The sequence below is a fragment of the Hydrogenophaga pseudoflava genome, assembly GCF_004353865.1.
GTDB classification, from domain to species: domain Bacteria; phylum Pseudomonadota; class Gammaproteobacteria; order Burkholderiales; family Burkholderiaceae_C; genus Hydrogenophaga; species Hydrogenophaga pseudoflava.
Map to the genome: position 1 here is coordinate 4,153,585 of NZ_CP037867.1, position 23,928 is coordinate 4,177,512.

Below are 23,928 nucleotides of genomic sequence, written 5' to 3' on the forward strand. Positions count from 1 at the left end.
CTCAGACCTGCAGCGGCGGCTGAGAGAGGTGCAACACCACCTTGCGCGGATCGTCGGAGAGGCGGTCCAGCGCCCGGTTCAGGCGCGCCAGCAGGCGTTCGTCGCTGAGTGCATCCTCCAGCGAATCCTTGTCGTCCGGCGGGGTGCTGGAGACCAGGCGGAAGCGCAGCGGCAGTTCGACGGGCAGGTTGGGCACCTTCTCCAGCCCCTTGGCCACCACGTGCTGGCCCAGCAGCTTGAGCAGCTCGGGCTTCTGCGGACCTTCGATCAGCATGGCGAAGCGGGTGTCCGAGATGCGGCACACCGTGTCCACGTCGCGCACCACGCCGCTCAGGCGCGACGCCGCCACCACCAGCGCCCGGTCACCGGCCTCGCGCCCTTCGCGCGCCACGATGTCCGCATGGTTGGACAGCTCCACCAGCATCACACCGCAGCGATGCCCCGAACGGCGCGCCCGCTTGAGCGCGTCGCGCAGGCGCAGGCGCAGCACCGGCGCGATCGTCAGCCCCGTCAGCGGGTCGGTGCTCTCCATCGCCCGCAGCCGCGCCCGGTTCTCGCTGAAGTCCTTGGCCCGCCGGTGCAGGATGTACAGCAGCAGGGGGATCTCGATCGCCGAGCCGATCAGCACCCCGTACTGTGTCGCCAGGCTGTCGGGCAGCACGCCGGCACTGCGCAGCGCCGGGAACGGGTACCCCAGGTGGACCGGCAGGAAGCCCAGGAAGAGCCAGCCGGCGTAGGTTTCGCCCCGGCGCCAGGTCCAGAGGCAGAGCGCAATGCTCAGCACCACCGACAGCAGGCCGTAGAGGTTGAGCAGCTTGAATGCCAGCGGCGACAGCAGGGCCGCGTAGACCAGGGAATAGACCACGCCGAACAGCGACCAGGCCACCACGAAGCGGTCGACACCCCGGGAATGGCGTGGCACCGCACAGGCCTCGCGCACGAACCAGATGCCCGAGCCGGTGAGCCAGAGCATGAAGAACGACGGCGCCAGATCGTTCCACACGGCCCAGTGGGGCCAGAAGAACAGCCCCCCGATACCAGTGAACGAGGCCTGGAAGCCCAGCATGGACGCCACGTAGAAACAGTAGGCGACAAAGGCCCGGTCACCATAGAGCCGGACGTGGACCCAGCCCAGGAACAGCACCAGCAGCCCGAACCCGAGGTAGCCGCCGATGAACAGGAAGGTGGTGTAGCGCTTGGACTGCAGGTTCTCTTCGGTCAGCAGCTGCAGCCGAGGGCTGGTGGGCGCCGGCGCGTTGGCCAGCCGCAGCCACAGTGGTTCGGTGAGCAGGGGATCGACCGAAAACACCGGCGTCTGGTCGGGGTGGCTCCACTGGGCCACCGGCAGGTGGTCGCCCGCACGCTGCTCGGTCCATCCACCGTCCGCCCCGCGGGTGTAGAGGCGGGCATCGTTGGTGAAGGCGGCCGCGGTCAGCATCAGGTACCAGCGCCGCCGGGAGTCCAGCTGGCCAGGCTCGATGCGGACCCACAGCGCCGACGAACCGAGCTCGAAGGACCGGTAGTGGTCCATCGCCTCCCAGGTGCCCGGGGACTCGGCGGCGACCTGGTCCACCGTGGCGCTGCCGGAGGAGTCGATCCAGAACCGCGTGGACAGGGTGATGTCGCCCTCGCCCGGCACCTTGTCGGCCCGGGCCGTCAGGGGCAGCAGCGCGGCCAGCGCCAGCAGTCCCAGCAACACCATGCGCCAACAGGCATGGAAGCTGGAGCGGAGGCGGGCAGTGGCGCTGGACGGCATGGCCGGATCGTAGCGGCTGCACCGCGCAGCTGTTACAACTTTCACGCCACTCATCCGGCCTTGGCGCCATCTGTCGCGTGAACGCCTCGAAGCGGTCGCCGGTGCCAGTCGCCGGTGGTCGTCAGCCGGTCTTCCAGCCGGTTCACCCAGCCTGGCGCGAGCGGGTCGTGGCTCCAGCCGGCGATCAGCTCGCCCATGGGATTGAGCACCCGGTCCGGCAGCGCCAGGGGCCGGGTCTGGTTCATCAGGAAGCGGGTGAGCAGGTGGTAGCCGACGGCGCGGGTGAACAGCCGGGACAGCGAGAAGCCGGGCACCACCAGGCCGACGACACCGTCTGTCACGCCCACCAGCAGGCGCCCGACCTGGAACACCAGCCGCGTGGCCCATGAGACGTGCTCGTCGATGCCGATGCGGGTGGCCGTCTCGGGACCGATCAGCCAGCGCGTCAGCGGCACCGGCAACCCGCGCAGCACCGGCACGCGGATCGAATGCGCCATGGCCGCCACGAGCGCCCGGCCCAGCGGCGGCCGCGGATCGGCCTGGCCCGGTAGCAGCGGAGCCTGGGCCTGCAGCACGTCGAACAGCGCCGCCGCCTCGTCCATGGTCCGGGCCATCAGCTCCCGGCGCACGCCCAGCACATGGCCCATCACGTTCCAGGCGTGCAGGTAGGCCTCCTCGTCCTCGCGCGGCAGGCCCAGCCCGAGGGTGCGCATGCCCTTGAGGAAGGAGTAGCTGAAGGTCAGCAGGGTGTAGGCCAGTTCGATCTGGTTGCAGGGCAGGCCCTGGGCGTCGACGTCCCAGCCGTGCGCGGCGAGTGCGCGGTGCATGCTGCGGTCGGCGCCCGCCAGCAACTGCGGCAGCACGCGACCACGCACCTTCTGCGGGTCGCCGCGCAGGATCAGGTGCCGGATCGTGGCGTGGATCAGCCGCACCTTGAGCACCTGGGCCACGCCCGAGCCCTCGGGGTCGGTCAGGCCACCCTTCATCATCACCGGGAACACCATGGCCGCGGTCTGGCGGATGCGGTGTTCGGTGTGCTGTTCCAGCTGGCCGGCGATGTGCAGCACCTCGGCCAGCTGCGGCATCACGTAGCACTCGGGCAGGCTGGAGCAGAACAGCAGGGTGCAGGACAGCGGGCCGTGTTCCATGAAGATCGCCTCGGCCCGTGCGATCTTGCCCGTGTCGGCCCAGTCGGGCAGCGCCCGGGCCTCGGCCACATAGGCCTCCAGCGCGGCCGCCACCTCGGGGTCGGCCTGGTGGCCCGCTGCCCAGCCCGGGTCCAGCGCGGCGTTGTGGGTCCAGGCCGACATCAGCTGGTTGGCCTGCGCCAGGCGGGTCGCCCCCTCCCCCGTGACCGCGCTGTCGCCCGTGCGCCGGCCGATCAGGGCGGTGATGGTGTCGTCCGCTGTCGGGTCGGCCTGCATCGACTGGGCGGCCAGATCCAGCCCGGCCAGCGGACGCGCACGGGCGGCGCGCTGGTGCGGGTGGGACCACTGGCGCCAGACGGCCCAGGCCACGACCACCGGCAGACCCATCGCAAAGAAGGCGATGGCCCGCACCTCGATGGGGTGGCCCAGCAGCACCTGGAACACCAGCCCGCTGGCGTAGATGAGGATGGGCACCAGCACCGCCAGCGGCAGGCCATCCGCGGGCGGTGGCGAGCGGCGCGGCGCGGCCAGCGCCTGGAAGCTGCCAACGATCAGCAGCGACACCGCCATCCAGCCGGCAAAGCCCTGCAGGGTCTCGCCGAACCAGCCGCCGTCGGTCTTCTGCATGATCCAGGCCTTGAGCACAAACACGAAGTACGGGTCGGCGCCCAGGTCGAAGGCGGTGATCACCATCGCCGCCAGCCAGGCCGTCAGCAGGCCACTGCGGAAACCTGGATTCGCGTGGACCGGCTGGCGCCAGAGCATCAGCGAGGCCATCACGTAGCCGATCAGCGCCAGCGCGAACCACATGAGGGGAATGGCGATCGGCACGTCGCCCAGGCGCGGGCCGAGCACCTCGGTGTAGGTGTAGCGGCCGAAGAACCAGCCGCGCGAGGAGCCCATCTGCTCGGCAAACCAGCCCAGGCCCAGGGCCAGCAGCATCAGTGCGCGCGTCCGCCGGTAGCCCAGCAGCCGGGTGGCCGACCAGGCGCAGACCCAGAACATCACGGCGCACGAAACCACCAGGGCCAGGGTGAGGCCGGGGTAGTGCCAGGCGGTCCAGATCAGCAGCAGCGCCGTGCCAGCGGCCGCCGCCTGGAACACGGCGCGGTCAAGAACAGATGGGGCGGAGGAAGTGAGGGCAAAAGAAGGGGCCACAGCCAACGGCTTTCATTGCTTGGACACTCCCCTGGGCCGGCATTGTGACCGCAAGCACGGCGCGATACCCGCGCGGGTTCCCCCGCCCCGCACGCAGGCGCCGTCAGCGTGGCACGAGGAAGGTGGTCTTCTCGTCCAGCCGGATCGCCTCGTCGGTGCTCGACTGCAGCCGGAACACGATGGGGTGCGAGCCGCTCGCGGCGCCCGGGGGCACCTGCACCCGCACGGCCAGCGTGCGCACCTCGGTCGGCAGCACATCCACCACCGGCTCCGAGGCGAGCGCGATGCCCTCCATGCCCTCCACCGCCAGCCGGATCAGCTGCCGCTCCTCGGTGGCGTTCATGATCTGCAGGCGGTAGACGTTCTCGATCCGCCCCTGGTCGACCATGCGGGCGAGCGCGCCACGGTCGCGGATCACGTCCACCTTCATCGGCACGCGCAGGTACAGGCTCACGCCCACCGCCACCGCAATGGCGGCCAGGATGGTCGAGTACACCAGCACGCGCGGGCGCAGCGCGCGGCGGATCGTCTGTGCCTTGTCCCAGCCGCCGGTCATGGCGTTCTGGGTCGAGTACTTGACCAGGCCGCGGGCGTAGCCGAACTTGTCCATCACCTCGTCGCACACGTCGGCGCAGGCGCCGCAGCCGATGCACTCGTACTGCAGGCCCTTGCGGATGTCGATGCCGGTGGGGCAGACCTGCACGCACAGCGTGCAGTCCACACACGAACCCAGGCCCTTTTCCTTCGGATCGACCTTCTTGCCGCGCGAGCCGCGCGGTTCGCCGCGGGCGGCGTCGTAGGTCACGATCAAGGTGTCCTTGTCGAACATCGCGCTCTGGAAGCGGGCATAGGGGCACATGTACTTGCAGACCTGCTCGCGCATGAAGCCCGCGTTGCCGTAGGTGGCGAAGCCGTAGAAGAAGATCCAGAAGGTCTGCCAGGCACCCATGGTGCCCGCCAGCACCTCGGCGGTCTGGGCGCGGATCGGCGTGAAGTAGCCGACGAAGGTGAAACCGGTCCACAGCGCGAACAGCACCCAGGCCAGGTGCTTGGCACCACGGCGCGCGAACTTGGCGCCGCTCATGGGCGCGTCGTCCAGCCGGATGCGGGCCGCGCGGTCGCCCTCGATCTTCTTCTCGATCCACATGAAGATCTCGGTGTAGACCGTCTGCGGGCAGGCGTAGCCGCACCACAGGCGCCCGGCCACCGCGGTGAACAGGAACAGCGACAGCGCCGACATCACCAGCAGGCCGGTGAGGTAGATGAAGTCCTGCGGGTACAGCACCAGACCACCCAGGTAGAAGCGGCGCGAGAGCAGGTCGAACAGCACCGCCTGGCGCCCGTTCCAGTTGAACCAGGGCAGCGCATAGAACAGGATCTGGGTGAACCAGACCGCGGCCCAGCGCAGGTGGGTGAAGGTGCCGCTGACCGAACGTGTCTGGATCTTCCGGCGCGACTCGTACAGGGAGATTTCAACGGCGTCCGGCTCGGGACTGGCCGCCGGTGCGGCGGTGGCTGCAGTGGTGGTGGACATGGTGAGGGTGGGGGAAAGTCTGCCGATGCCTGCCACTTTCCAAGAACCGTGCCAGACAAAAAATTCTTTGAATTCAGGCACTTGCCATCGGCCAAGTCTCTGCGAAACACTGCCACTCCGCCAATGGCTGCCAATATGGCAGATCATCTGGCAGCCTGGAATTTCCGGGGACGCACTTGAAATGGGCAGGACCGGCCCTTATGATTAGCACTCGCTGGAGTTGAGTGCTAACACCCGACTCCCAGTCGATCCGCGGGGCCCAGCCCCATGGCCAGTGGCCCCGCCCATCTGACCCCCAACATTTGATCCATTTCAGGAGATGCAATGAACCTTCGTCCTCTCGCCGATCGCGTGATCGTCAAGCGCATTGACAGCGAAACCAAGACCGCCTCCGGCATCGTCATCCCCGACGCCGCCGCAGAGAAGCCCGATCAGGGCGAAGTCCTGGCCGTCGGTCCCGGCAAGAAAAACGACAAGGGCGAACTGTCCGCCATGAACGTCAAGGTCGGTGACCGCGTTCTGTTCGGCAAGTACAGCGGCCAGACCGTCAAGGTCGATGGCAACGAACTGCTGGTCATGAAGGAAGACGACCTGTTCGCGGTCGTCGAGAAGTAATTCGCCCCTCATCCATCCCCATTTACTGAATCCGGAGAAATCAACATGGCAGCAAAAGACGTCATTTTCGGCGGCGAAGCCCGCGCCCGCATGGTTGAAGGCGTGAACGTCCTGGCCAACGCGGTCAAGACCACCCTGGGCCCCAAGGGTCGCAACGTGGTGCTCGAGCGCTCCTTCGGCGCCCCCACCGTGACCAAGGACGGCGTGTCCGTGGCCAAGGAAATCGAACTCAAGGACAAGCTCCAGAACATGGGCGCCCAGATGGTCAAGGAAGTTGCTTCCAAGACTTCGGACAACGCTGGTGACGGCACCACCACCGCCACCGTGCTGGCCCAGGCCATCGTGCGCGAAGGCATGAAGTACGTGGCCGCCGGCATGAACCCGATGGACCTCAAGCGCGGTATCGACCGTGCCGTCGAGTCCCTGATCGCCGAGCTGAAGAAGGCCTCCAAGCCCACCACCACCAGCAAGGAAATCGCCCAGGTCGGCTCCATCTCCGCCAACAGCGACACCTCCATCGGCGAGATCATCGCCAACGCGATGGACAAGGTCGGCAAGGAAGGCGTGATCACCGTGGAAGACGGCAAGTCCCTGCAGAACGAGCTGGATGTCGTGGAAGGCATGCAGTTCGACCGCGGCTACCTGTCGCCCTACTTCATCAACAACCCCGAGAAGCAGGCCGCCCTGCTGGACAACCCGTTTGTCCTGCTGTTCGACAAGAAGATCAGCAACATCCGTGACCTGCTGCCCACGCTGGAAGCCGTGGCCAAGGCCGGCCGTCCGCTGCTGATCATTGCCGAAGACGTCGAAGGCGAAGCCCTGGCGACCCTGGTGGTCAACACCATCCGCGGCATCCTGAAGGTTGTGGCTGTGAAGGCTCCTGGCTTCGGCGACCGCCGCAAGGCCATGCTGGAAGACATCGCCATCCTGACGGGCGGCAAGGTCATCGCCGAAGAAGTCGGCCTGACCCTCGAGAAGGTGACCCTGGCCGATCTGGGCCAGGCCAAGCGCATCGAAGTGGGCAAGGAAAACACCACCATCATCGACGGCGCCGGCGCTGCCGCTGACATCGAAGCCCGCGTGAAGCAAATCCGCGTGCAGATCGAAGAAGCCACCAGCGACTACGACCGCGAGAAGCTGCAAGAGCGCGTGGCCAAGCTGGCCGGCGGCGTGGCCGTCATCAAGGTCGGTGCCGCCACCGAAGTCGAGATGAAGGAAAAGAAGGCCCGCGTGGAAGACGCCCTGCACGCCACCCGCGCTGCCGTGGAAGAAGGCATCGTCGCCGGTGGTGGCGTGGCCCTGCTGCGCGCCAAGCAAGCCGCTGGCGCCATCAAGGGTGACAACGCCGACCAGGACGCTGGCATCAAGCTGGTCCTCAAGGCCATCGAAGCCCCGCTGCGCGAAATCGTGGCCAACGCCGGTGGCGAGCCCTCCGTCGTGATCAACAAGGTGTTGGAAGGCAAGGGCAACTTCGGTTTCAACGCCGCCAACGACACCTACGGCGACATGATCGAAATGGGTATCCTGGACCCGACCAAGGTGACCCGCACCGCGCTGCAGAACGCCGCCTCCGTGGCGTCCCTGATGCTGACGACCGAGTGCATGGTTGCCGAGTCCCCCAAGGACGACGCACCCGCCATGCCCGGTGGCGGCATGGGCGACATGGGCGGCATGGGCATGGGCATGTAATGCACTGACCCGGCCCGGGGGCTTCGGCCCCCTGCCCAACAAAAGCCCCGCAAGGCGACTTGCGGGGCTTTTTTGTTGGGCCCCGCCGTGGGGTCGGCAGCGTTCAGGCCACCCGCTGCGGACCGGCCAGCGCATCGCGCATCGCCAGTGGCCGGAACAGGCGCCACCACGCCAGGCTGATGCCGATGGTGCCCAGCCCGCCCAGCACCACCGAGCCCACCGGACCGAAGGCCGCGGCCGTCACGCCCGACTCGAACTCGCCGAGCTGGTTGCTGGCGCCGATGAAGAGCGTGTTGACGGCCGCCACGCGGCCCCGCATCTGGTCCGGCGTTTCCAGCTGCACCAGAGTCTGGCGGATGACCACGCTGACCATGTCGGCCGCGCCGGACACCGCCAGCGCCAGCAGCGACAGCCAGAACGAGGTGGACAGACCGAACACCACCATGCACAGGCCGAACACGGCCACCGACACCAGCAGCTTGCGGCCGACGCGCCGTTCCAGCGCGACGTGCGAGAGCACCAGCCCGGCCGCCAGCGCGCCCACCGCCGGCGCCGAACGCAGCAGGCCCAGACCTTCGGGGCCGACGTGCAGGATCTCCTTGGCGAAGATCGGCAGCAGCGCGGTCGCCCCGCCCAGCAGCACCGCGAACAGGTCCAGCGACACCGCCCCGAGCAGCACCGGGTGGCCCCAGACATAGCGCACCCCGGCCAGCAGCGTCTGCGCATTGACCGGCTCGCGCGGCACCGGCTGGCGCTCGTAGCGCACCCACAGGCAGGCCAGCGCCGCGCCGAGGAACAGCACGGTGCAGACGATGTAGACCGCGTTCAGGTTCACCGCAAAGATCAGCCCACCCAGGGCCGGCCCGCCGATGACGGCCGCCTGCGTGCCGGTGGACGTGACCGCAGTGGCACGCGCCAGCAGCGGCGCCGGCACCAGGGACGGCAGCAGCGCCTGCTGGGCCGACATCTGGAACGGGCGGATCGCCCCAAGCAGGGCTGACAGTGCCAGCAGCCACTCGCGCGAGACCGCGTGCGCCAGCGTACCGGCCACCAGCAGCAGCGCAACCATGGCCTGTGCGGACAGGCACAGCGCCACGATGCGGGCGCGGTGGTGGCGGTCGGCGGTATGGCCGGCGGGCAGCGTCATGGCCAGCGCGGGAGCGAACTGGAACAGCCCGACCAGCCCGAGGTCCCAGGCGCTGGCCGTCAGCTCGTACATGTGCCAGCCGATGGTCAGCATCAGCATCTGGGTGCCGGCCACCGCCGCCACACGGGCACACCAGAAGCGGACGAAGGACGGATGGGACAGCAGGTCGGACATGGGGCGCAGGCTAGCACGCCCCCCGAGGCGGCACCGGGGGCCGCAGGCTCAGTCGCGGACCACCGGTTCCCAGCGCCCGCTGCGCTCGGACTGCCACAGCGCGTCGATCACCCGGGCCTGGGCGACCGCCTCGTCGAGACCGGACGCGTCGGGCGGAGTGCCGGCGCGCACGCGGCGCGAAAACGCCTCCACCTCCAGCCGGTACTGCTCGGCCGCGGGCAGGGTCTCCAACGTCACGCCGCTGCCGTCCAGCGCACCGCCCTCGTCCAGCGCCAGCGTCATCTGGCCGCCGCGCGCGGCGTTGAAGGGGATGAAGAGTTCGATGCGGCCATGCGTGCCCACCACCTGCACCCGCTGGAAGGGCACGCTCTGGGTCGACACGGTGAAGCCGACCTGCCGCCCGGCGCCGAAGTCCAGCAGCGCGCTGGTGAGACGGTCGACGCCCATCGCCGGGTCGCGGTCGACCAGCGAGACCGCGCGCAGCGGCTCGGCCTCGAACAGGTAGCGACCGGCCAGCACCGCGTAGCAGCCGATGTCGTACAGCGCGCCACCACCGATGGCCGCCTGGTTGCGGATGTTGGCACCGTCGTCGTTGAAGTAGGAGAAGAACACCTGCACCGCGCGCGGCGTGCCGATGCGACCGGCGCGCACCAGTTCGCGGGCGCGCTGCCACTGCGGGTGGTGGCGCACCATGAAGGCTTCTTCGATGTGCACGGTGGCCGCGGCGGCGCGCACGCTCAGCGCCTCGTCGGCGCTGAGGGCGAACGGTTTCTCGCACAGCACGTGCTTGCCGGCCGCGGCCGCCTGCAGGGTCAGCGGCACGTGCAGGTGGTTGGGCAGCGGGTTGTAGATGGCCTCGATGGCCGGGTCGGCCAGCAGCTCCTCGTAGCTGCCGTAGGCCTGCGGGATGCCCAGCCGCTGCGCCGCCGCCTGCGCGGACGGCAGGCTGCGCGAAGCGATCGCGCGCAGTTCCACCAGCGGGCTGGCGAGCATCTCGGGGATCACCTTCTCGGTGCCGATCTTCGCCGTGCTCAGCACGCCCCACACCACAGGTTTCATGCGCGCTCCCGGTTCAGTTCAATGCTCAGATGTAGCGGTTGAGCAGGTTCTCCAGCAGCTCCTGCCGCCCGGAAACCGGCCGCGTGTCCTGGTTGCGCTCCAGCACCCGTTCGGCCACCTGATCCAGGCCCAGACGACCCGCCATCAGGTCTTGCCCAAAGGGGGTGTTCCAGCCGGCGTAGCGGGCCTCGACGTGCCGCGCCAGCTCGCCGTCGTTGATCATCTGCTCGGCGATCAGCAGCGCGCGCGCCGACACGTCCATGCCGCCGATGTGGCCGTGGAACATGTCCTCGGCGTCGATGGACTGGCGGCGCACCTTGGCGTCGAAGTTCAGGCCGCCGGTGGTGAAGCCGCCGCCCTGCAGGATCAGGTACATCGCCAGCGCGGTCTCGGGGATGTTGTTGGGGAACTGGTCGGTGTCCCAGCCGCACTGCATGTCGCCGCGGTTCATGTCGATGGAGCCGAAGATGCCCAGATCAATGGCGGTGGCGATCTCGTGCTCGAAGCTGTGGCCCGAGAGCGTGGCGTGGTTGGCCTCGATGTTGACCTTGATCTCCTTCTCCAGCCCGTGGCGCTGCAGGAAGCCGTAGACCGTGGCGGTGTCGAAGTCGTACTGGTGCTTGGACGGCTCGCGCGGCTTGGGCTCGATCAGGATCGTGCCCTTGAAGCCGATCTTGTGCTTGTAGTCCACCACCATGTTCAGGAAGCGGCCCATCTGGTCCAGCTCCTGGCCGACGCGGGTGTTCAGCAGGGTCTCGTAGCCTTCGCGGCCGCCCCAGAGCACGTAGTTCTCGCCGCCGAGTTTCAGCGTGGCGTCCATCGCCTCCTTCACCTGCAACGCGGCCAGCGCGAAGATCTCGGGGTCGGGGTTGGTGGACGCACCCGACATGAAGCGCCGGTGGCTGAACAGGTTGGCCGTGCCCCAGAGCAGCTTCATGCCGGTCTGCGCCTGCTTGGCCTGCAGCACCTCGACCATTTCGTGCAGGTGGTTCACGCTCTCGCGCGGCGTGCTGCCCTCGGGCGCCACGTCGCGGTCGTGGAAGCAGTAGTAGGGTGCGCCCAGGCGCGAGAAGAAATCGAACGCAGCGTCGGCCTTCATGCGCGCCGCCGCCATCGGGTCGGCCACGCGCTGCCAGGGGCGCTCGAAGGTGCCGTCGTAGCCGAAGGGGTCGAAGCCGTTCCAGCAGAAGCTGTGCCAGTAGCAGACGGCAAAACGCAGGTGGTCCTCCATGCGCTTGCCCAGCACCAGGCGGTCCTTGTCGTACCACTTGAAGGCCAGCGGGTTGGTCGATTGCGGGCCTTCGTAGGCGATGGCGGGAATGTCGGAGAAGTAGGTGCTCATGGTGGTCTCGGTCTCGGGTGAAGTCGTTCGTTGGAAGTCGTCAGGGCCTGCGGTACAGGCTGCGGAACAGGTCGTGGCGCGGCGCCAGCAGCGCGCGCTCGGCGGGGTCGGGGCGGTAGACGGTGTCGACCGGCGGCGGCAGGCAGACCGAGGCCATCGGCGCGCCCACGGCGAGCGCACCCAGGCGGGCCGCCCCCAGCGCACCGCCAACGGCCGAGCCGCCGTGGGTGACGATGTCGACGTCCAGCGCGCTGGCCAGCATCTGGGCCCAGAAGCCGCTGCGCGCGCCCCCGCCGACCAGCGACAGGCGCGAGACGGTGCTGCCGGCGGCGTGCAGCGCGGCCAGACCGTCCAGCAGGCCAAAGCTCACGCCTTCCATCACCGCGTAGCCCAGGCGCGCGGCGTTGGTGTCGAAGTCCAGGCCGTGGAAGCTGCCACGCACTTTCGCGTCGTTGTGCGGCGTGCGCTCGCCGCTCAGGTAGGGCAGGAACAGCGGGGACGCGGCGCGGTCGCTGGCGCTCAGGGCGGCGGCGCGCGTGGCCACCTCGCCCGCGTTGGCGGCGCCCAGCAGGTGGGACACCCACTGCAGCGCGCTGGCAGCCGAGAGCATCACGCTCATCTGGTGCCAGCGGCCCGGCACCGCGTGGCAGAAGGCGTGCGTGGCGCTGGCCGCGTTGGGCTGGTAGTCGGGCGTCACCACGAACAGCACGCCGCTGGTGCCCAGCGAGAGAAAGCCCTGGCCGGCCTCGACCGCGCCCATGCCCACGGCGCTGGCCGCGTTGTCGCCCGCGCCGCCGGCCACCACCGTGTCCGGCCGCAGGCCCAGCGCCTGCGCCACATCGGCCTTGAGCCGGCCGCCGGCCTGGCTGCCTTCGACCAGGCGCGGCATGTGGGCGCGCGTCAGCCCCGTGAGGGCCAGCAGCTCGTCGGACCAGTCGCGCCGCCGCACGTCCAGCCAGAGCGTGCCGCTGGCGTCCGACAGGTCGCTCACGTGTTCGCCGGTCAGCATCAGGCGCACATGGTCCTTGGGCAGCAGCACCTTGCTCACTTGCCGGAACACCTCGGGCTCGTGGCGCGCCACCCAGCGCAGCTTGGGCGCGGTGAAGCCGGGCATGGCCAGGCTGCCGCCCAGGTCGCTGAGCGCCGGCAGATCGGCCATCATCTCGGCGCACTCGGTCCCGCTGCGGGTGTCGTTCCAGAGGATGGCCGGGCGCAGCACGCGGTCCTGCGCGCCCAGCAGCACCGCGCCGTGCATCTGGCCGGACAGGCCGATGGCCTCGGTCGCGGCGTATTCGGCCGGGTGCGCAGCCCGCAGCGCGGCCAGCGCGGCCTGGGTGGCGGTCCACCAGTCGGCCGGGTCCTGTTCGCTGTGGCCCGGGTGGGGCCGCGACACGCTGAGCGCAGAACCGGCCGAGCCGATGACGCGCTGGTCTGGGCCCAGCAGCAGGGCCTTCACCTCGGAGGTGCCGATGTCGATGCCGATGTACATGTGTGTGAAGCTCAGTGAATGAGGGAGGGGGCGTGCATGGGTCGCAGCTCGTGGTGCAGCACCAGGGCGGCGGCGCCGACGGCCGAGGCCAGCAGACCGTAGCGCGCCGGCCGCACCGGCGGCGGTGCCACGCCCGCGCTGGTGGCGTAGGCGTCGAGCGTGTCGCGCGCGGTGCGCACGATGTCCGGGTGCCGTTCGCAGGACGGTCCGCCGACCACCAGGGCCCCCGGGTTGAAGGTGGTCCAGAGGTTCTGCAGCACCACGCCCAGGAACACGCCGCCACGCGCCGGGTCGGGCAGCTGGCCCAGGGCCCGCGCGCCGAAAAAGGTTTCGGCGCAGCCCCGGCGGCCGCAGGAACAGGCCGGGCCGTCGATCTGCAGGATGCTGTGGCCGATTTCGCCGGCCATGCCCTGCAGGCCGGTGAACAGGCGGTCGTTGAGCACGATGCCGGCGCCCACGCCGACGCCGCAGGTGACGAAGATCAGCGAGTCCTTCGCGTCACCGTCGGTGAACTCGTATTCGCTGAGCGCGGCGGTGTCGGCCTCGTTCTGCACATGCACCGCCACCGGCGGGCAGCCCGCCTCGGCCAGGGCGCGCGTGATCAGCGGCAGGAAGGACACGTTGCGCCAGCCCAGGTTGGGCGCGAAGCGCACGGTGCCGCTGGCTTCGTCGAAGGCGCCGGGCAGGCCGATGCCCACGCCCGAGACCAGCACCGGCCGCGCCGCCAGCGCGGCGTGCGCGCGCACCACCAGCTGCGCCACCTGGCGGCACACCGCCGCCGGCTCGTGCTCGGCCAGCGCTTCTTCGACGGACCACAGCACCTCGCCGGTGAGCGACACGCCCACCACGCGCAGCGACTCGACCGCGATTTCCACACCGATCATGGCGCGGCGGCTGCCGTCCAGCTGCAGCGGTGTCGACGGCCGGCCCAGGCCATGCGCGGCGGCCGGGCCGGTCTCGGTGACCCAGCCCTCGTCGATCAGCTCGCGCACCAGCAGGCTGACCGTCGACTTGGTCAGGCCGCTCTCCTGCGCGAGCTGGGCGCGTGAAAGGCCGCTGCGCCGCCGCAGCAGCCTCAGCAGCACGCTGCGGTTGATGCGTTTGACAAGTTGCTGGTCGCCGGTGGTTTTCATTCGGTGTGCGGGAGCGCGCAGGCCTCAGAGGCTGTGGGTCTGCGCCTTTCCTTCAGGTTGTTTGCCCGCGATGATCATGCCCAACACCTCGTCCTCATTGACGTCGGCGGTGCGGTAGGCACCCACCAGGCGGCCGTTCTTCATCACCGCCAGCCGGTCGCTGAGGCCGAACACGTCGGGCATGTCGTGGGTGATCAGGAAGATGCCCACGCCCTCGGCCTTGAGCTGGCGCACCAGGTTGCCGACCATCGCGGTCTCCTCCGGCCCGAGCGCCGCGGTGGGCTCGTCCATGATCAGGATGCGGGCGTTGAAGTAGATCGCGCGCGAGATCGCCACCACCTGGCGCTGCCCGCCCGAGAGGCGGCGCACCGGCGTGCGCACGTTCTTGAAGTTCTTGTTGAGGCGGTGGAACACCTTGCGCGCCTCGGCGTCCATGCGGTGGTCGTCCAGGGTGTTCCAGCGCGTGAGCAGCTCGCGGCCGAGGAACAGGTTGGCCACGGCGTCGAGGTTGTCGGCCAGGGCCAGGGTCTGGTAGATCGACTCGATGCCGCAGCGCTGCGCGTCGACCGGTGTGCGGATGTGGGCCTTCTCGCCGTTGATCCGCACTTCGCCGCTGTCGATCGGGTAGGCCCCGGCCAGCATCTTCATCAGCGTGGACTTGCCGGCGCCGTTGTGACCGAGCAGGGCCACGACCTCGCCCGGGTAGAGGTTCAGGCTCACATCGTCGACCGCGCGCACGCCGCCAAACGACTTGCCGATCTGGCGCATTTCAACCAGTGGCGCGTTCATGACAGGTCTCCGGTGAGGCGGCGGTAGACCACGTCGAACACCACGGCGGCGATCAGCACCTGGCCGATGATCACGTAGCGCAGGCCTATGGAGATGTCCAGCAGCAGCAGGCCACTGTCGATGCTCTGCATGATCAGCGCGCCCAGCACCGAGCCTAGGATGGAACCGCTGCCGCCGGCCAGCGCCGTGCCGCCGATGACCGCCGCGGCGATCACGTACAGCTCCATGCCGGTGCCCAGCGAGTTGGTGCCGGCGTTCAGGCGTGCGATGGAGACCATCGCCGCGATGGTGATCAGCACGCCCAGCAGGGCGAACACCATCAGCGTGACGCGGCGCACCGGGATGCCCACCAGCGCCGCCGCCTCGGGGTTGCCGCCCATGGCGAACACGTAGCGGCCGAAGCGCGTGCGGTGCACGATGAAGGACAGCACCAGCGCCACGCTGCCCCAGATCAGCACCGGGATCGGCACACCCTGCGGCGCGTCCTTGGTCGGGATCTGGTAGGCGTTCATGGTGGCCACGAAGCCGACCACGATCAGCGCCGGCACCGCCGCCACCAGGGCGTCCAGCCACAGCGGCGGATTGGGCACGTCGTAGGCGGCCTTGGCGCGGCGGCGCAGCGCCGTCTGCAGGACCAGCGCCGCCACCAGCACGGCCGCCAGCACCCAGCTGGCCTGCACGCCGATGGCGCCGTCAAAGCCGCCACCCAGGCGCTGGAAGAAGAGGTCGTTGACCGGCTGCGTCTTGCCATCGGCCACCAGGAAGGCCGCGCCGCGGAAGGACATCAGCCCGCCCAGCGTGACCACGAAGGACGGCACGCCCAGCATGGCCGTCAGCGCGCCCTGGTAGAGCGACACCGCAATCGCCACCGCCAGCCCGGCCAGCGAGGCCTCGACCCAGTGCCAGCCGGCGGTGTACATCAGCGTCGCGATCAGCACGCCGACAAAGCCCATCACCGAACCCACCGAGAGATCGATGTGGCGCGCCACGATCACCAGCACCACAACCGTGGCGACGATGCCGACCACCGCCGTCTGCTGGGCGATGTTGTAGAGGTTCTCGGGCGAGAGGAACAGGCCGCCCGAGAGGATGTTGAACACGATGGCGGTGGCCACCAGGACCGCCCCCATCAGCACCAGCCGCCAGTCGATGGCCAGTTGCCTGAGGACATTGGGAACAGGACTCACAGACGCACTCCGCCGAAAAAAAAGGACCGCGGGCTGAACCCAGCCCGCGGTCCGAGGGCCTCCATCCATCAGGAGAAACGCAAATTCAAATGCCGGGTCATTTGCAGGCGGCCGGACCCTTGGCCATGTCTACGCCCTTGCACAGGTCTTCCTTCTTGATCCAGCCGGCCTTGACCACCAGGTCCAGATTCTTGGCCGTGATCGGCACCGGCTTGAGGAACTGCGCCTGCAGCGACACCTTCTTCTCGCCACCGGCCCAGGCCGCGGCGCCCGCGACCTTCTGGCCCTTGGCCAGGGAGACGGCGGCGGTGGCGGCGTCGCGGCCGAGGTCGCGTGCGTCCTTCCACACCGACACCGTCTGCGAGCCCATGGCCACGCGGTTGAGCGCGGCATGGTCGCCGTCCTGCCCCGACACCGGAATGCCCTTGATGCCCTTGGCGGTCAGCGCCGCGACCACACCGCCGGCGGTGCCGTCGTTGGAGGCAACCACGGCGTCGATCTTGCCGCCGGTCTTGGTGATGATCTGCTCCATGTTCTTCTGCGCCACTTCCGGCTTCCAGCCGTCGGTGTACTCCTCGCCCACGATCTTGATGTCGCCCTTCTTGATCGCCGCGTCCAGCACCTCCTGCTGGCCGCCGCGCAGGAAGTTGGCGTTCGGGTCGGTGGGCGAGCCCTTGATCATCACGTAGTTGCCCTTGGGCTGGGCCTCGAAGACCGCGCGCGCCTGCATGCGGCCGACCTCGACGTTGTCGAAGGTGATGTAGAACACACCGGGCGCCTCGATCAGGCGGTCGTAGGCCACCACCGGGATCTTCTGCTGCGCGGCCTTGTTGACGGCGGGCAGGATGGCGTCCTTGTCCATCGCCAGCACGATCAGCACCTTGGCGCCCTTGGCGATCAGGGAGTCCACGTCGGACAGCTGCTTCTCGGGCGAGCCGCCCGCGTCGGCGCTGATGTAGCTGGCGCCCAGCTTGGCCAGCTGGTCCTTGATCGCCTTCTCGTCGGTCTTCCAGCGCTCTTCCTGGAAGTTGGACCAGCTCACACCCACCACCTGGGCGAACGCACCGGCGCTGGCCAGACCGAGCGCCAAAGCGGTCAACGTTGTCTTCAGTTTCATCCTTGTCTCCAGTGAACGGCCTGCTTTCGGGCCGCGGTTATTGAACGGATTGCTTGGACACATCGTGCGCTGGCGCCCTCGCCGGCAGCCATTTAGTACGAACGACAAACTAATTATTTGCCACCCCTTGTGTTGGCTCCTATTGGGACAAACCCGACATAGTTTGATGATTGAACTTAATAAGATGAACCATGACCTTCCCAATGACAGCAAGCGCGGGGCGCATTCACTGGCTCGACGACGGCCGCCAGCGCCTGGGCCTGGTGCCCGGCTTCGGCGGCAGCGCCGCCTCGTGGCTGCTGCACCCGCAGGCCGGTGCGGCGCCGCGCCAGCCCGAGGTGCCATTCCACCTCTGGCGCCCCTGGTTTGGCGACCCCGACCCGTTCAGCGTGGCCTCGCTGCCCCTGGTGCCCTGGTCCAACCGCATCAGCGGTGGCGGTTTCGAGCAGGACGGCGTGTTCCACCCGCTGGCGCCCAACCGCGCCGGGGAAGCCTGCCCCATCCACGGCGAGGGCTGGCTGCAGGCCTGGGACGTCGTCGCCCACGACGAGCGTCAGATCGAACTGCGGCTGGCCTCGCGCCGCTTCATGGGCAGCCCCTACGACTACGTCGCCACCCAGCACTACCGGCTGCTGCCCGACGGCATCGAACAGACCCTGTCGGTGACCCACCGGGGCGAGCGCCCCCTGCCCTACGGCCTCGGCCAGCACCCCTGGCTGCTGCGCACGCCGGGCACGCGGGTACGGGCGGGGGTGAACGGCGTCTGGCTCAGCCACCCCGACCGGCTGCCACTGGCGCACACCGCCGTGCCACCGGACTGGGACCTGTGTGCGGGCATCGGAGCCCATGGATCGCTGATCGACAACGCCTTCACCGGCTGGGACGGCACGGCCCGCATCGAGTGGCCGGAAAGTGGCTGGGTCCTGACCGTGGAAGACACCGCGGCGACCGGCGACGGCTGCCTGCTGCTGTTCCGGCCCGAGGCCGGGCCGAGCTTCTGCGTGGAACCGGTCAGCCACCCGGTCGACGCGGTGCACCTGCCGGGCCGGCCGGGGCTGCACCTCCTCGGGCCGGGCGGGTCGATGACCCAGCGCCTGCGGTGGCGCTTCCACCGGCTCGGCGGGCCTGCGCTCAGCGCATCATCGCTTCGAGCTTGATCGTGTCGGCCACGAAGGCGCGGATGCCTTCGGCCAGCTTCTCGGTGGCCATCGCGTCCTCGTTCAGCGCGAAACGGAAGGTGGCCTCGTCGTACTGCACGAACGGGATGTCCATGGCCTGGGCCGCGGCAGCGTCCAGGGCCTTGGCCAGCGGCGCCTCGCTGGCCTGCAGCTGCGCCAGCAGGTCGGGGCTGATGGTCAGCAGGTCGCAGCCGGCCAGCGCGGTGATCTGGCCCACGTTGCGGAAGCTCGCGCCCATCACCTCGGTGGCGATGCCGTGCTTCTTGTAGAAGTTGTAGATCGCGCGCACCGACTGCACGCCCGGGTCGTTGGCGCCGGCCATCGCGGCCTCGTCCCACTTCGCGCCGGCCTGCTTCTTGTACCAGTCGTAGATGCGGCCGACGAACGGGGAGATCAGCTGCACCTTGGCCTGGCCACAGGCCACCGCCTGGCAGAAGGAGAACAGCAGCGTGAGGTTGGTGTGGATACCGTCGCGCTCCAGCCGCGCCGCGGCCTGGATGCCCTCCCAGGTCGAGGCGATCTTGATCAGGATGCGGTCCACGTGCACGCCCTCGCCCTGGTAGAGGTCGATGATGCGGCGCGCGCGCGTCACGGTGGCCTCGGTGTCGAAGCTCAGTCGGGCGTCCACTTCAGTGGACACGCGGCCCGGCACATGCTTGAGGATCTCGATGCCGAAGCGCACCAGCAGGCGGTTCATCACCTCGTCCGTTCCATGCTGCCCGTACTTCGCCACGGTTTCCTGCAGCAGGTGCGCGTACTCGGGTTTCTGCACGGCCTTGAGGATCAGCGACGGGTTGGTCGTCGCGTCGCGCGGTGAATAGGCGGCGATCTGGTTGAAGTCACCGGTGTCGGCGACCACGGTGGTGAGCTGCTTGAGGGCATCGAGCTGGTTCATCGGTCTCTCTCAGGGTTGTCGAGGTTTCACAGAAAGATGTAACTGGGTTACCATTTTCGCATGCTTGACCGAATCAGAGCCTCCATGCCCTCACTGGCGCCCGCGGAACAGCGCGTGGGCAAACTCGTGCTGCTCGACCCGCGCAGCTTCGCCAGCCTGCCCGTGTCCGAACTGGCCGACCGCGCCCATGTGAGCAAGCCGACTGTGGTGCGCTTCTGCCGCAGCATGGGCTACGACGGCCTGTCCGACTTCAAGCTGAAGCTGGCCGGCACCGTGAGCGAAGGCGTGCCCTTCATTCATCGCAGCGTCGACGTGGACGACAAGGTCAGCGACGTGCTGGTCAAGGTGATCGACAACACGGTCGCGGCCTTCCTCAAGTACCGCAACGACGCCTCGACGCACTCGATCGAGAAGGCGGTCGACGCGCTGCTGACCACCTACAAGAACAAGGGCCGCATCGAGTTCTACGGCGCGGGCAATTCCGGCATCGTGGCGCAGGACGCGCAGCACAAGTTCTTCCGCCTGGGCATCAACGCCATCGCCTACAGCGACGGCCACATGCAGGTGATGAGCGCCTCGCTGCTGGGCCCGGGCGACTGCCTGGTGATCGTCTCCAACTCGGGCCGCACGCGCGACCTGATGGACGCGGCCGACATTGCGCGCAAGCACGGCGCCACGGTCATCACCGTCACCGCCAGCGGCTCGCCCCTGGCCACCGCCGGCCACATCCACCTGGCCGCCGACCACCCCGAAGGCTACGACCGCTACAGCCCCATGACCTCGCGCCTGATGCACCTGATGGTGATCGACGTGGTCGCCACCTGCCTGGCTCTGCGCATCGGCGGCAACAAGCTGCAGCCGTTGCTCAAGGAAATGAAGAACAACCTGCGCAGCAAGCGCTACGCCTGAGCCCAGCCCGTCAGGGTGCCGGCTTGTGCGACTTCAGCTCCGTCAAGGTGCTGGTGTTCAGGCTGCTGTTGCGGTAGTCCTTGTAGTCGGACTTGACCGCGCGCCCAATGGAAGGTGCGAACCAGATGGTCTGGGACACGCGGATTGCACCTTGCCAGCTGACTCCATTGATCCAGCCGTTCGACTCGATGCGAAAGGCATCGAACTCTCCACCGGGCGTCGCGACTTTCTCCTGCGCCACCACCTTGACTTCCAGTTCGGAGCGGGAGCGGCTTCCTGTCAGTCCCACCGCCTCAGAGCGGGTCCTCCAGGAATCGCCCACCTTCAAGGGAAACCGGTAGATTTCGATGGCCGGCTCGAACTTGGTTCCGGAAGCGCCTGAGACCAGCGGATTCAGATCGAGGTTGGTCACACCTTCGAGCTCCGGAGGATTGCGGTCCGGACGAACATGCTTCGTCTTGATCTGCCCTCCCTCCACCGAGGTGACCGTGACCGTCTCTTCCGACTGCTTGTTGTCGCTGCGGTTGTTGACCATGTAAACCGAGACATCGCCCACTTTGACCGAGGGCCTGGCGTTGCCGTCCGCCTGCGCCAGAACCACCACGGGCCAGGCCAGGAATCCAAACAGAAGATGTCTCAGCAGCATGGGACCTCCTGATCAAGAACGCGTGGCCCACTGTAGGACAAAGCCCCCGGCGGCTCAAGCCCTAGCCTGAAATCCGCCCCTCTTCCACCGCGTGGCAGGCCACACGGGCACCACCGAAGTCCAGCAGCACCGGCCGCTCGACCCGGCAGCGCTCGTTCGCATGCGGACAGCGCGGGTTGAACGCGCAACCGGCCGGCGGGTCCAGCGGATTCGGCACCTCGCCCTGCACCGGCGTGCGCGCCCGGCCGGTGTCGTGGATCTTCGGGATCGCGTCCAGCAGCATGCGCGTGTACGGATGCCGCGGGCTGTCGAACAGCGTGTGCTTGTCGGCCAGTTCCACCAGCCGCCCGAGGTACATCACCCCCACCTGGTCGCTCACATGCCGCACCACCGCTAGGTTGTGGCTGATGAACAGGTAGGTCAGGCCCTGCTGCCGCTGCAGGTCCTTCATGATGTTGAGCACCTGCGCCTGCACGCTCACGTCCAGCGCCGAGGTCGGCTCGTCGCAGACCAGGAACTCCGGGTGCGTGGCCAGCGCTCGCGCGATGGAAATGCGCTGGCGCTGGCCACCCGAGAACTGGTGCGGGAACTTGGCCGCGTCCAGCGGCGAAAGGCCCACCGACTGCAGCAGCTCGCCCACCCGCTCGCGCAATTCGCCGCCCCCCGAGAGCAGACCATGCTCAACCAGCGGTTCGGCCACGATGTCCTGCACCCGCCAGCGCGGGTTCAGGCTGGCATACGGGTCCTGGAAGATCATCTGGATGCGGCGGCGCAGCTGGCGCCCCTGCGGCGTCCTGAACGCCGCGTGCGCGTCCTGTCCGTCGAACTGGAAGCCCCCGCGCGTCGGCGCGTACAGGCCCACCAGCAGGCGGGCGACGGTGCTCTTGCCGCAGCCTGATTCGCCCACCAGCGCCAGCGTCTGGCCGCGCTGGATGTCGAAGCTCACCCCGTCCACCGCGCGCAGCAGCTGGCGCGGGCGCCGCTCCAGCACGCGGTTGAGCCAGGGTGCCGAGACATCGAAGGTCTTGGCCAGGTCGATGGCGCGCACCAGGGCTTGTGCAGAGGTGGTGTCGCTCACGACGCGCCTCCCGTCGTGCCGGCGTGCAGCCAGCAGGCAGCCCGCGTCGTCCCGGCCGGCATCAGGTCGGGCCGCTGCGCGTGGCAGCGGTCGAACGCGCGGTCGCAGCGCGGATGGAAGGCACAGCCCGCCGGAATGGCATTGAGCCGCGGCATGGCGCCGTCGATCTGGTGCAGGCGCTCGCGGTCCTGGGTCATGTCGGGAATACAGGCCATCAGGCCCGCGGTGTAAGGGTGCGCCGGCCGGTGGATCACGTCGTGCACCGGCCCGATCTCGGCCACGCGGCCGGCGTACATCACCGCCACCCGGTCGCAGGTCTCAGCGATCACGCCCATGTCGTGCGTGATCAGCATCACCGCCGCGCCGCGCTCGCGGCAGATGCGTTTGAGCAGGGTGATGATCTGCGCCTGGATCGACACGTCCAGCGCAGTCGTCGGTTCGTCGGCCACGATGAGCTTGGGCTCGGCGGCCAGCGCGAGCGCAATCACGACTCGCTGGCGCATGCCGCCGGAAAACTGGTGCGGGTGGTGGTCGATGCGCTGCTCGGCGGCCGGGATGCCGGTGTCGCGCAACAGCTGGATCGCCCGCTCGCGCGCCTCGGCCTGGCCCACGGGCAGGTGGGTGCGGATGGTTTCGGTCAGCTGACGGCCCACGGTGTACAGCGGATTCAGCGAGGTCAGCGGGTCCTGGAAAATGGCCCCGATCTGCCGCCCGCGCACCTTGCGCAGTTCGGCGAAGGGCAGGTCGTCGATGCGTCGGCCCTCCAGCAGGATCTCGCCGCCCGCGATGCGCCCCGGCGGCTCCAGCAGACCGATGATGGACGCGCCCGTGAGCGACTTGCCCGCGCCCGATTCGCCCACCACACCCAGGATCTCGCCGGGCGCGATGTCGAACGACACGTCGTCGAGTGCCCGCAGCGTGCCGCGGCGGCCCGGGAACTCGACGACCAGGTTCTTGACTTGCAGCAGGCTCATCGCAGTTTGGGGTTGAGGGCGTCGCGCAGCCAGTCGCCCAGCAGGTTCACCGAGAGCGCGATCAGCACCAGCATGGCGCCGGGGAACACGGTGATCCACCACTCGCCCGAGAACAGGTAGTCGTTGCCGACGCGGATCAGCGTGCCCAGAGAGGGCGCGGTGATGGGTGCGCCGACGCCGAGGAAGGACAGCGTGGCCTCGATGATGATGGCGGTTGCCACCTGGATGGTCGCCAACACCAGCACCGGCCCCATCACATTGGGCAGCACGTGCCGGCGCATGATGCGCAGCGGCGGCACGCCCGTGACCCGCGCGGCCTGCACGTACTCCTTGTTGCGCTCGACCAGGGTGGAACCTCGCACCGTGCGCGCGTACTGCACCCAGCCCGTCAGCGTGATGGCCAGCACCAGCACACCGAACGCGAGCTCGTCCTGCGAGTTGGGAAACAGCGCGCGGCCCACGCCCGCGATGAGCAGCGCCACCAGGATCGGCGGGAACGAGAGCATCACGTCGCACAGGCGCATCAGGAAGGCGTCCACCCAGCCCCCCAGAAAACCGGCCAGCAGGCCCAGCACCACCCCGATCAGCACCGACAGCGCGACCGAGGTCAGTCCCACCGCCAGCGAGATGCGCGCGCCGTACATCAGCGCGGACAGGATGTCGCGCCCCTGGTCCTCCGTGCCCAGCAGGAAGGCGGGATTGCCGCCCTCCATCCAGGCCGGCGGCAGGCGCGCGTCGCTCAGCTCCAGCGTCGCCAGGTCGAACGGGTTGTGCGGCGCCACCCAGGGGGCGAACGCCGCACAGAACACGCAGGCGAAGGCGATCAGCGCCGCCACCATGGCGGTGGGCGACGAGCGGAAACTGTGGCCGACGTCGCCGTCGAGCCAGCGTCGAAGGGCGGCGATCAAGGC

General features: G+C 68.7%; 20 protein-coding genes. 4 read left to right on the top strand and 16 right to left on the bottom strand.

What is annotated here, in order from left to right; all coding sequences use genetic code 11:
* Position 1: 1 nt before the first annotated feature.
* The 3 genes from HPF_RS20020 to ccoG all read right to left on the bottom strand — a co-directional run bounded on the left by HPF_RS20020 (position 2) and on the right by ccoG (position 5,596).
* Positions 2–1,756 (bottom strand): sensor domain-containing diguanylate cyclase, encoded by a 1,755-nt coding sequence (locus tag HPF_RS20020; RefSeq protein ID WP_165961748.1) that lies wholly within the window; start codon positions 1,754–1,756, stop codon positions 2–4.
* 50 nt (positions 1,757–1,806) lie between these two features.
* Positions 1,807–4,008 (bottom strand): carotenoid biosynthesis protein, encoded by a 2,202-nt coding sequence (locus tag HPF_RS20025; protein ID WP_133157627.1) that lies wholly within the window; start codon positions 4,006–4,008, stop codon positions 1,807–1,809.
* Positions 4,009–4,165: 157 nt separating this feature from the next.
* Positions 4,166–5,596 carry a cytochrome c oxidase accessory protein CcoG gene (gene ccoG, locus HPF_RS20030; protein ID WP_133157628.1) on the bottom strand — a complete coding sequence of 477 codons (1,431 nt, stop codon included), beginning with the start codon at positions 5,594–5,596 and terminating at the stop codon, positions 4,166–4,168.
* 324 nt (positions 5,597–5,920) lie between these two features.
* Here ccoG and groES point away from each other — a divergent pair, with 324 nt between their 5' ends.
* Positions 5,921–6,211 carry a co-chaperone GroES gene (gene groES, locus HPF_RS20035; protein WP_066152738.1) on the top strand — a complete coding sequence of 97 codons (291 nt, stop codon included), beginning with the start codon at positions 5,921–5,923 and terminating at the stop codon, positions 6,209–6,211.
* A 45-nt stretch (positions 6,212–6,256) separates the two neighbouring features.
* Positions 6,257–7,900 (top strand): chaperonin GroEL, encoded by a 1,644-nt coding sequence (gene groL, locus HPF_RS20040; RefSeq protein ID WP_066152735.1) that lies wholly within the window; start codon positions 6,257–6,259, stop codon positions 7,898–7,900.
* 103 nt (positions 7,901–8,003) lie between these two features.
* Here groL and HPF_RS20045 read toward each other — a convergent pair whose 3' ends face one another.
* The 8 genes from HPF_RS20045 to xylF form a co-directional block, all read right to left on the bottom strand.
* Complete coding sequence (locus tag HPF_RS20045) at positions 8,004–9,221, bottom strand: MFS transporter (RefSeq protein WP_133157629.1); 1,218 nt, start codon at positions 9,219–9,221, stop codon at positions 8,004–8,006.
* A gap of 48 nt (positions 9,222–9,269) precedes the next feature.
* Positions 9,270–10,280 carry a Gfo/Idh/MocA family protein gene (locus tag HPF_RS20050; RefSeq protein WP_133157630.1) on the bottom strand — a complete coding sequence of 337 codons (1,011 nt, stop codon included), beginning with the start codon at positions 10,278–10,280 and terminating at the stop codon, positions 9,270–9,272.
* A gap of 25 nt (positions 10,281–10,305) precedes the next feature.
* A complete protein-coding gene (gene xylA, locus HPF_RS20055; protein ID WP_133157631.1) occupies positions 10,306–11,622 on the bottom strand; it encodes a xylose isomerase in 1,317 nt (438 codons plus the stop codon).
* A gap of 40 nt (positions 11,623–11,662) precedes the next feature.
* The gene (gene xylB / locus HPF_RS20060; protein WP_133157632.1) at positions 11,663–13,111 is read right to left on the bottom strand and encodes a xylulokinase; all 1,449 of its coding nucleotides are present in this window, start codon (positions 13,109–13,111) and stop codon (positions 11,663–11,665) included.
* Positions 13,112–13,122: 11 nt separating this feature from the next.
* On the bottom strand, positions 13,123–14,244 hold the full coding sequence (locus HPF_RS20065) for an ROK family transcriptional regulator (protein WP_066152719.1): 1,122 nt from the start codon (positions 14,242–14,244) through the stop codon (positions 13,123–13,125).
* 24 nt (positions 14,245–14,268) lie between these two features.
* Complete coding sequence (locus HPF_RS20070; protein ID WP_079366745.1) at positions 14,269–15,033, bottom strand: ATP-binding cassette domain-containing protein; 765 nt, start codon at positions 15,031–15,033, stop codon at positions 14,269–14,271.
* Entirely contained in the window at positions 15,030–16,163 is a 1,134-nt protein-coding gene (locus HPF_RS20075) for a sugar ABC transporter permease (RefSeq protein ID WP_079366839.1), read from the bottom strand. Before HPF_RS20075 ends, HPF_RS20070 begins: the two co-directional genes overlap by 4 nt.
* A 154-nt stretch (positions 16,164–16,317) precedes the next feature.
* Complete coding sequence (gene xylF, locus HPF_RS20080) at positions 16,318–17,337, bottom strand: D-xylose ABC transporter substrate-binding protein (protein ID WP_079366744.1); 1,020 nt, start codon at positions 17,335–17,337, stop codon at positions 16,318–16,320.
* A 191-nt stretch (positions 17,338–17,528) separates the two neighbouring features.
* On the opposite strand from xylF, the gene HPF_RS20085 reads away from it, so the two are divergent.
* Positions 17,529–18,494, top strand: coding sequence for an aldose 1-epimerase (locus tag HPF_RS20085; RefSeq protein WP_243721625.1), 966 nt, complete (start codon positions 17,529–17,531; stop codon positions 18,492–18,494).
* On the opposite strand, the gene tal is transcribed toward HPF_RS20085, so the two are convergent.
* Entirely contained in the window at positions 18,469–19,410 is a 942-nt protein-coding gene (gene tal, locus HPF_RS20090) for a transaldolase (protein ID WP_079366742.1), read from the bottom strand. The two genes, HPF_RS20085 and tal, sit on opposite strands and share 26 nt — an antisense overlap.
* A 60-nt stretch (positions 19,411–19,470) precedes the next feature.
* On the opposite strand from tal, the gene HPF_RS20095 reads away from it, so the two are divergent.
* Positions 19,471–20,319: a MurR/RpiR family transcriptional regulator gene (locus tag HPF_RS20095; protein WP_066152707.1), complete on the top strand. Its 849-nt coding sequence runs from the start codon at positions 19,471–19,473 to the stop codon at positions 20,317–20,319.
* Positions 20,320–20,329: 10 nt separating this feature from the next.
* Here the strand turns inward: HPF_RS20095 and HPF_RS20100 are convergent, their stop codons facing one another.
* The 4 genes from HPF_RS20100 to HPF_RS20115 form a co-directional block, all read right to left on the bottom strand.
* Positions 20,330–20,965: a hypothetical protein gene (locus HPF_RS20100; RefSeq protein WP_133157633.1), complete on the bottom strand. Its 636-nt coding sequence runs from the start codon at positions 20,963–20,965 to the stop codon at positions 20,330–20,332.
* Positions 20,966–21,026: 61 nt separating this feature from the next.
* On the bottom strand, positions 21,027–22,043 hold the full coding sequence (locus tag HPF_RS20105) for an ABC transporter ATP-binding protein (RefSeq protein WP_133157634.1): 1,017 nt from the start codon (positions 22,041–22,043) through the stop codon (positions 21,027–21,029).
* Entirely contained in the window at positions 22,040–23,017 is a 978-nt protein-coding gene (locus tag HPF_RS20110; protein ID WP_133157635.1) for an ABC transporter ATP-binding protein, read from the bottom strand. Before HPF_RS20110 ends, HPF_RS20105 begins: the two co-directional genes overlap by 4 nt.
* Positions 23,014–23,922, bottom strand: a complete 909-nt coding sequence (locus HPF_RS20115; protein ID WP_424955203.1) for an ABC transporter permease — start codon at positions 23,920–23,922, stop codon at positions 23,014–23,016. The genes HPF_RS20110 and HPF_RS20115 overlap by 4 nt, the downstream gene beginning before the upstream one ends.
* Positions 23,923–23,928 lie beyond the last annotated feature (6 nt).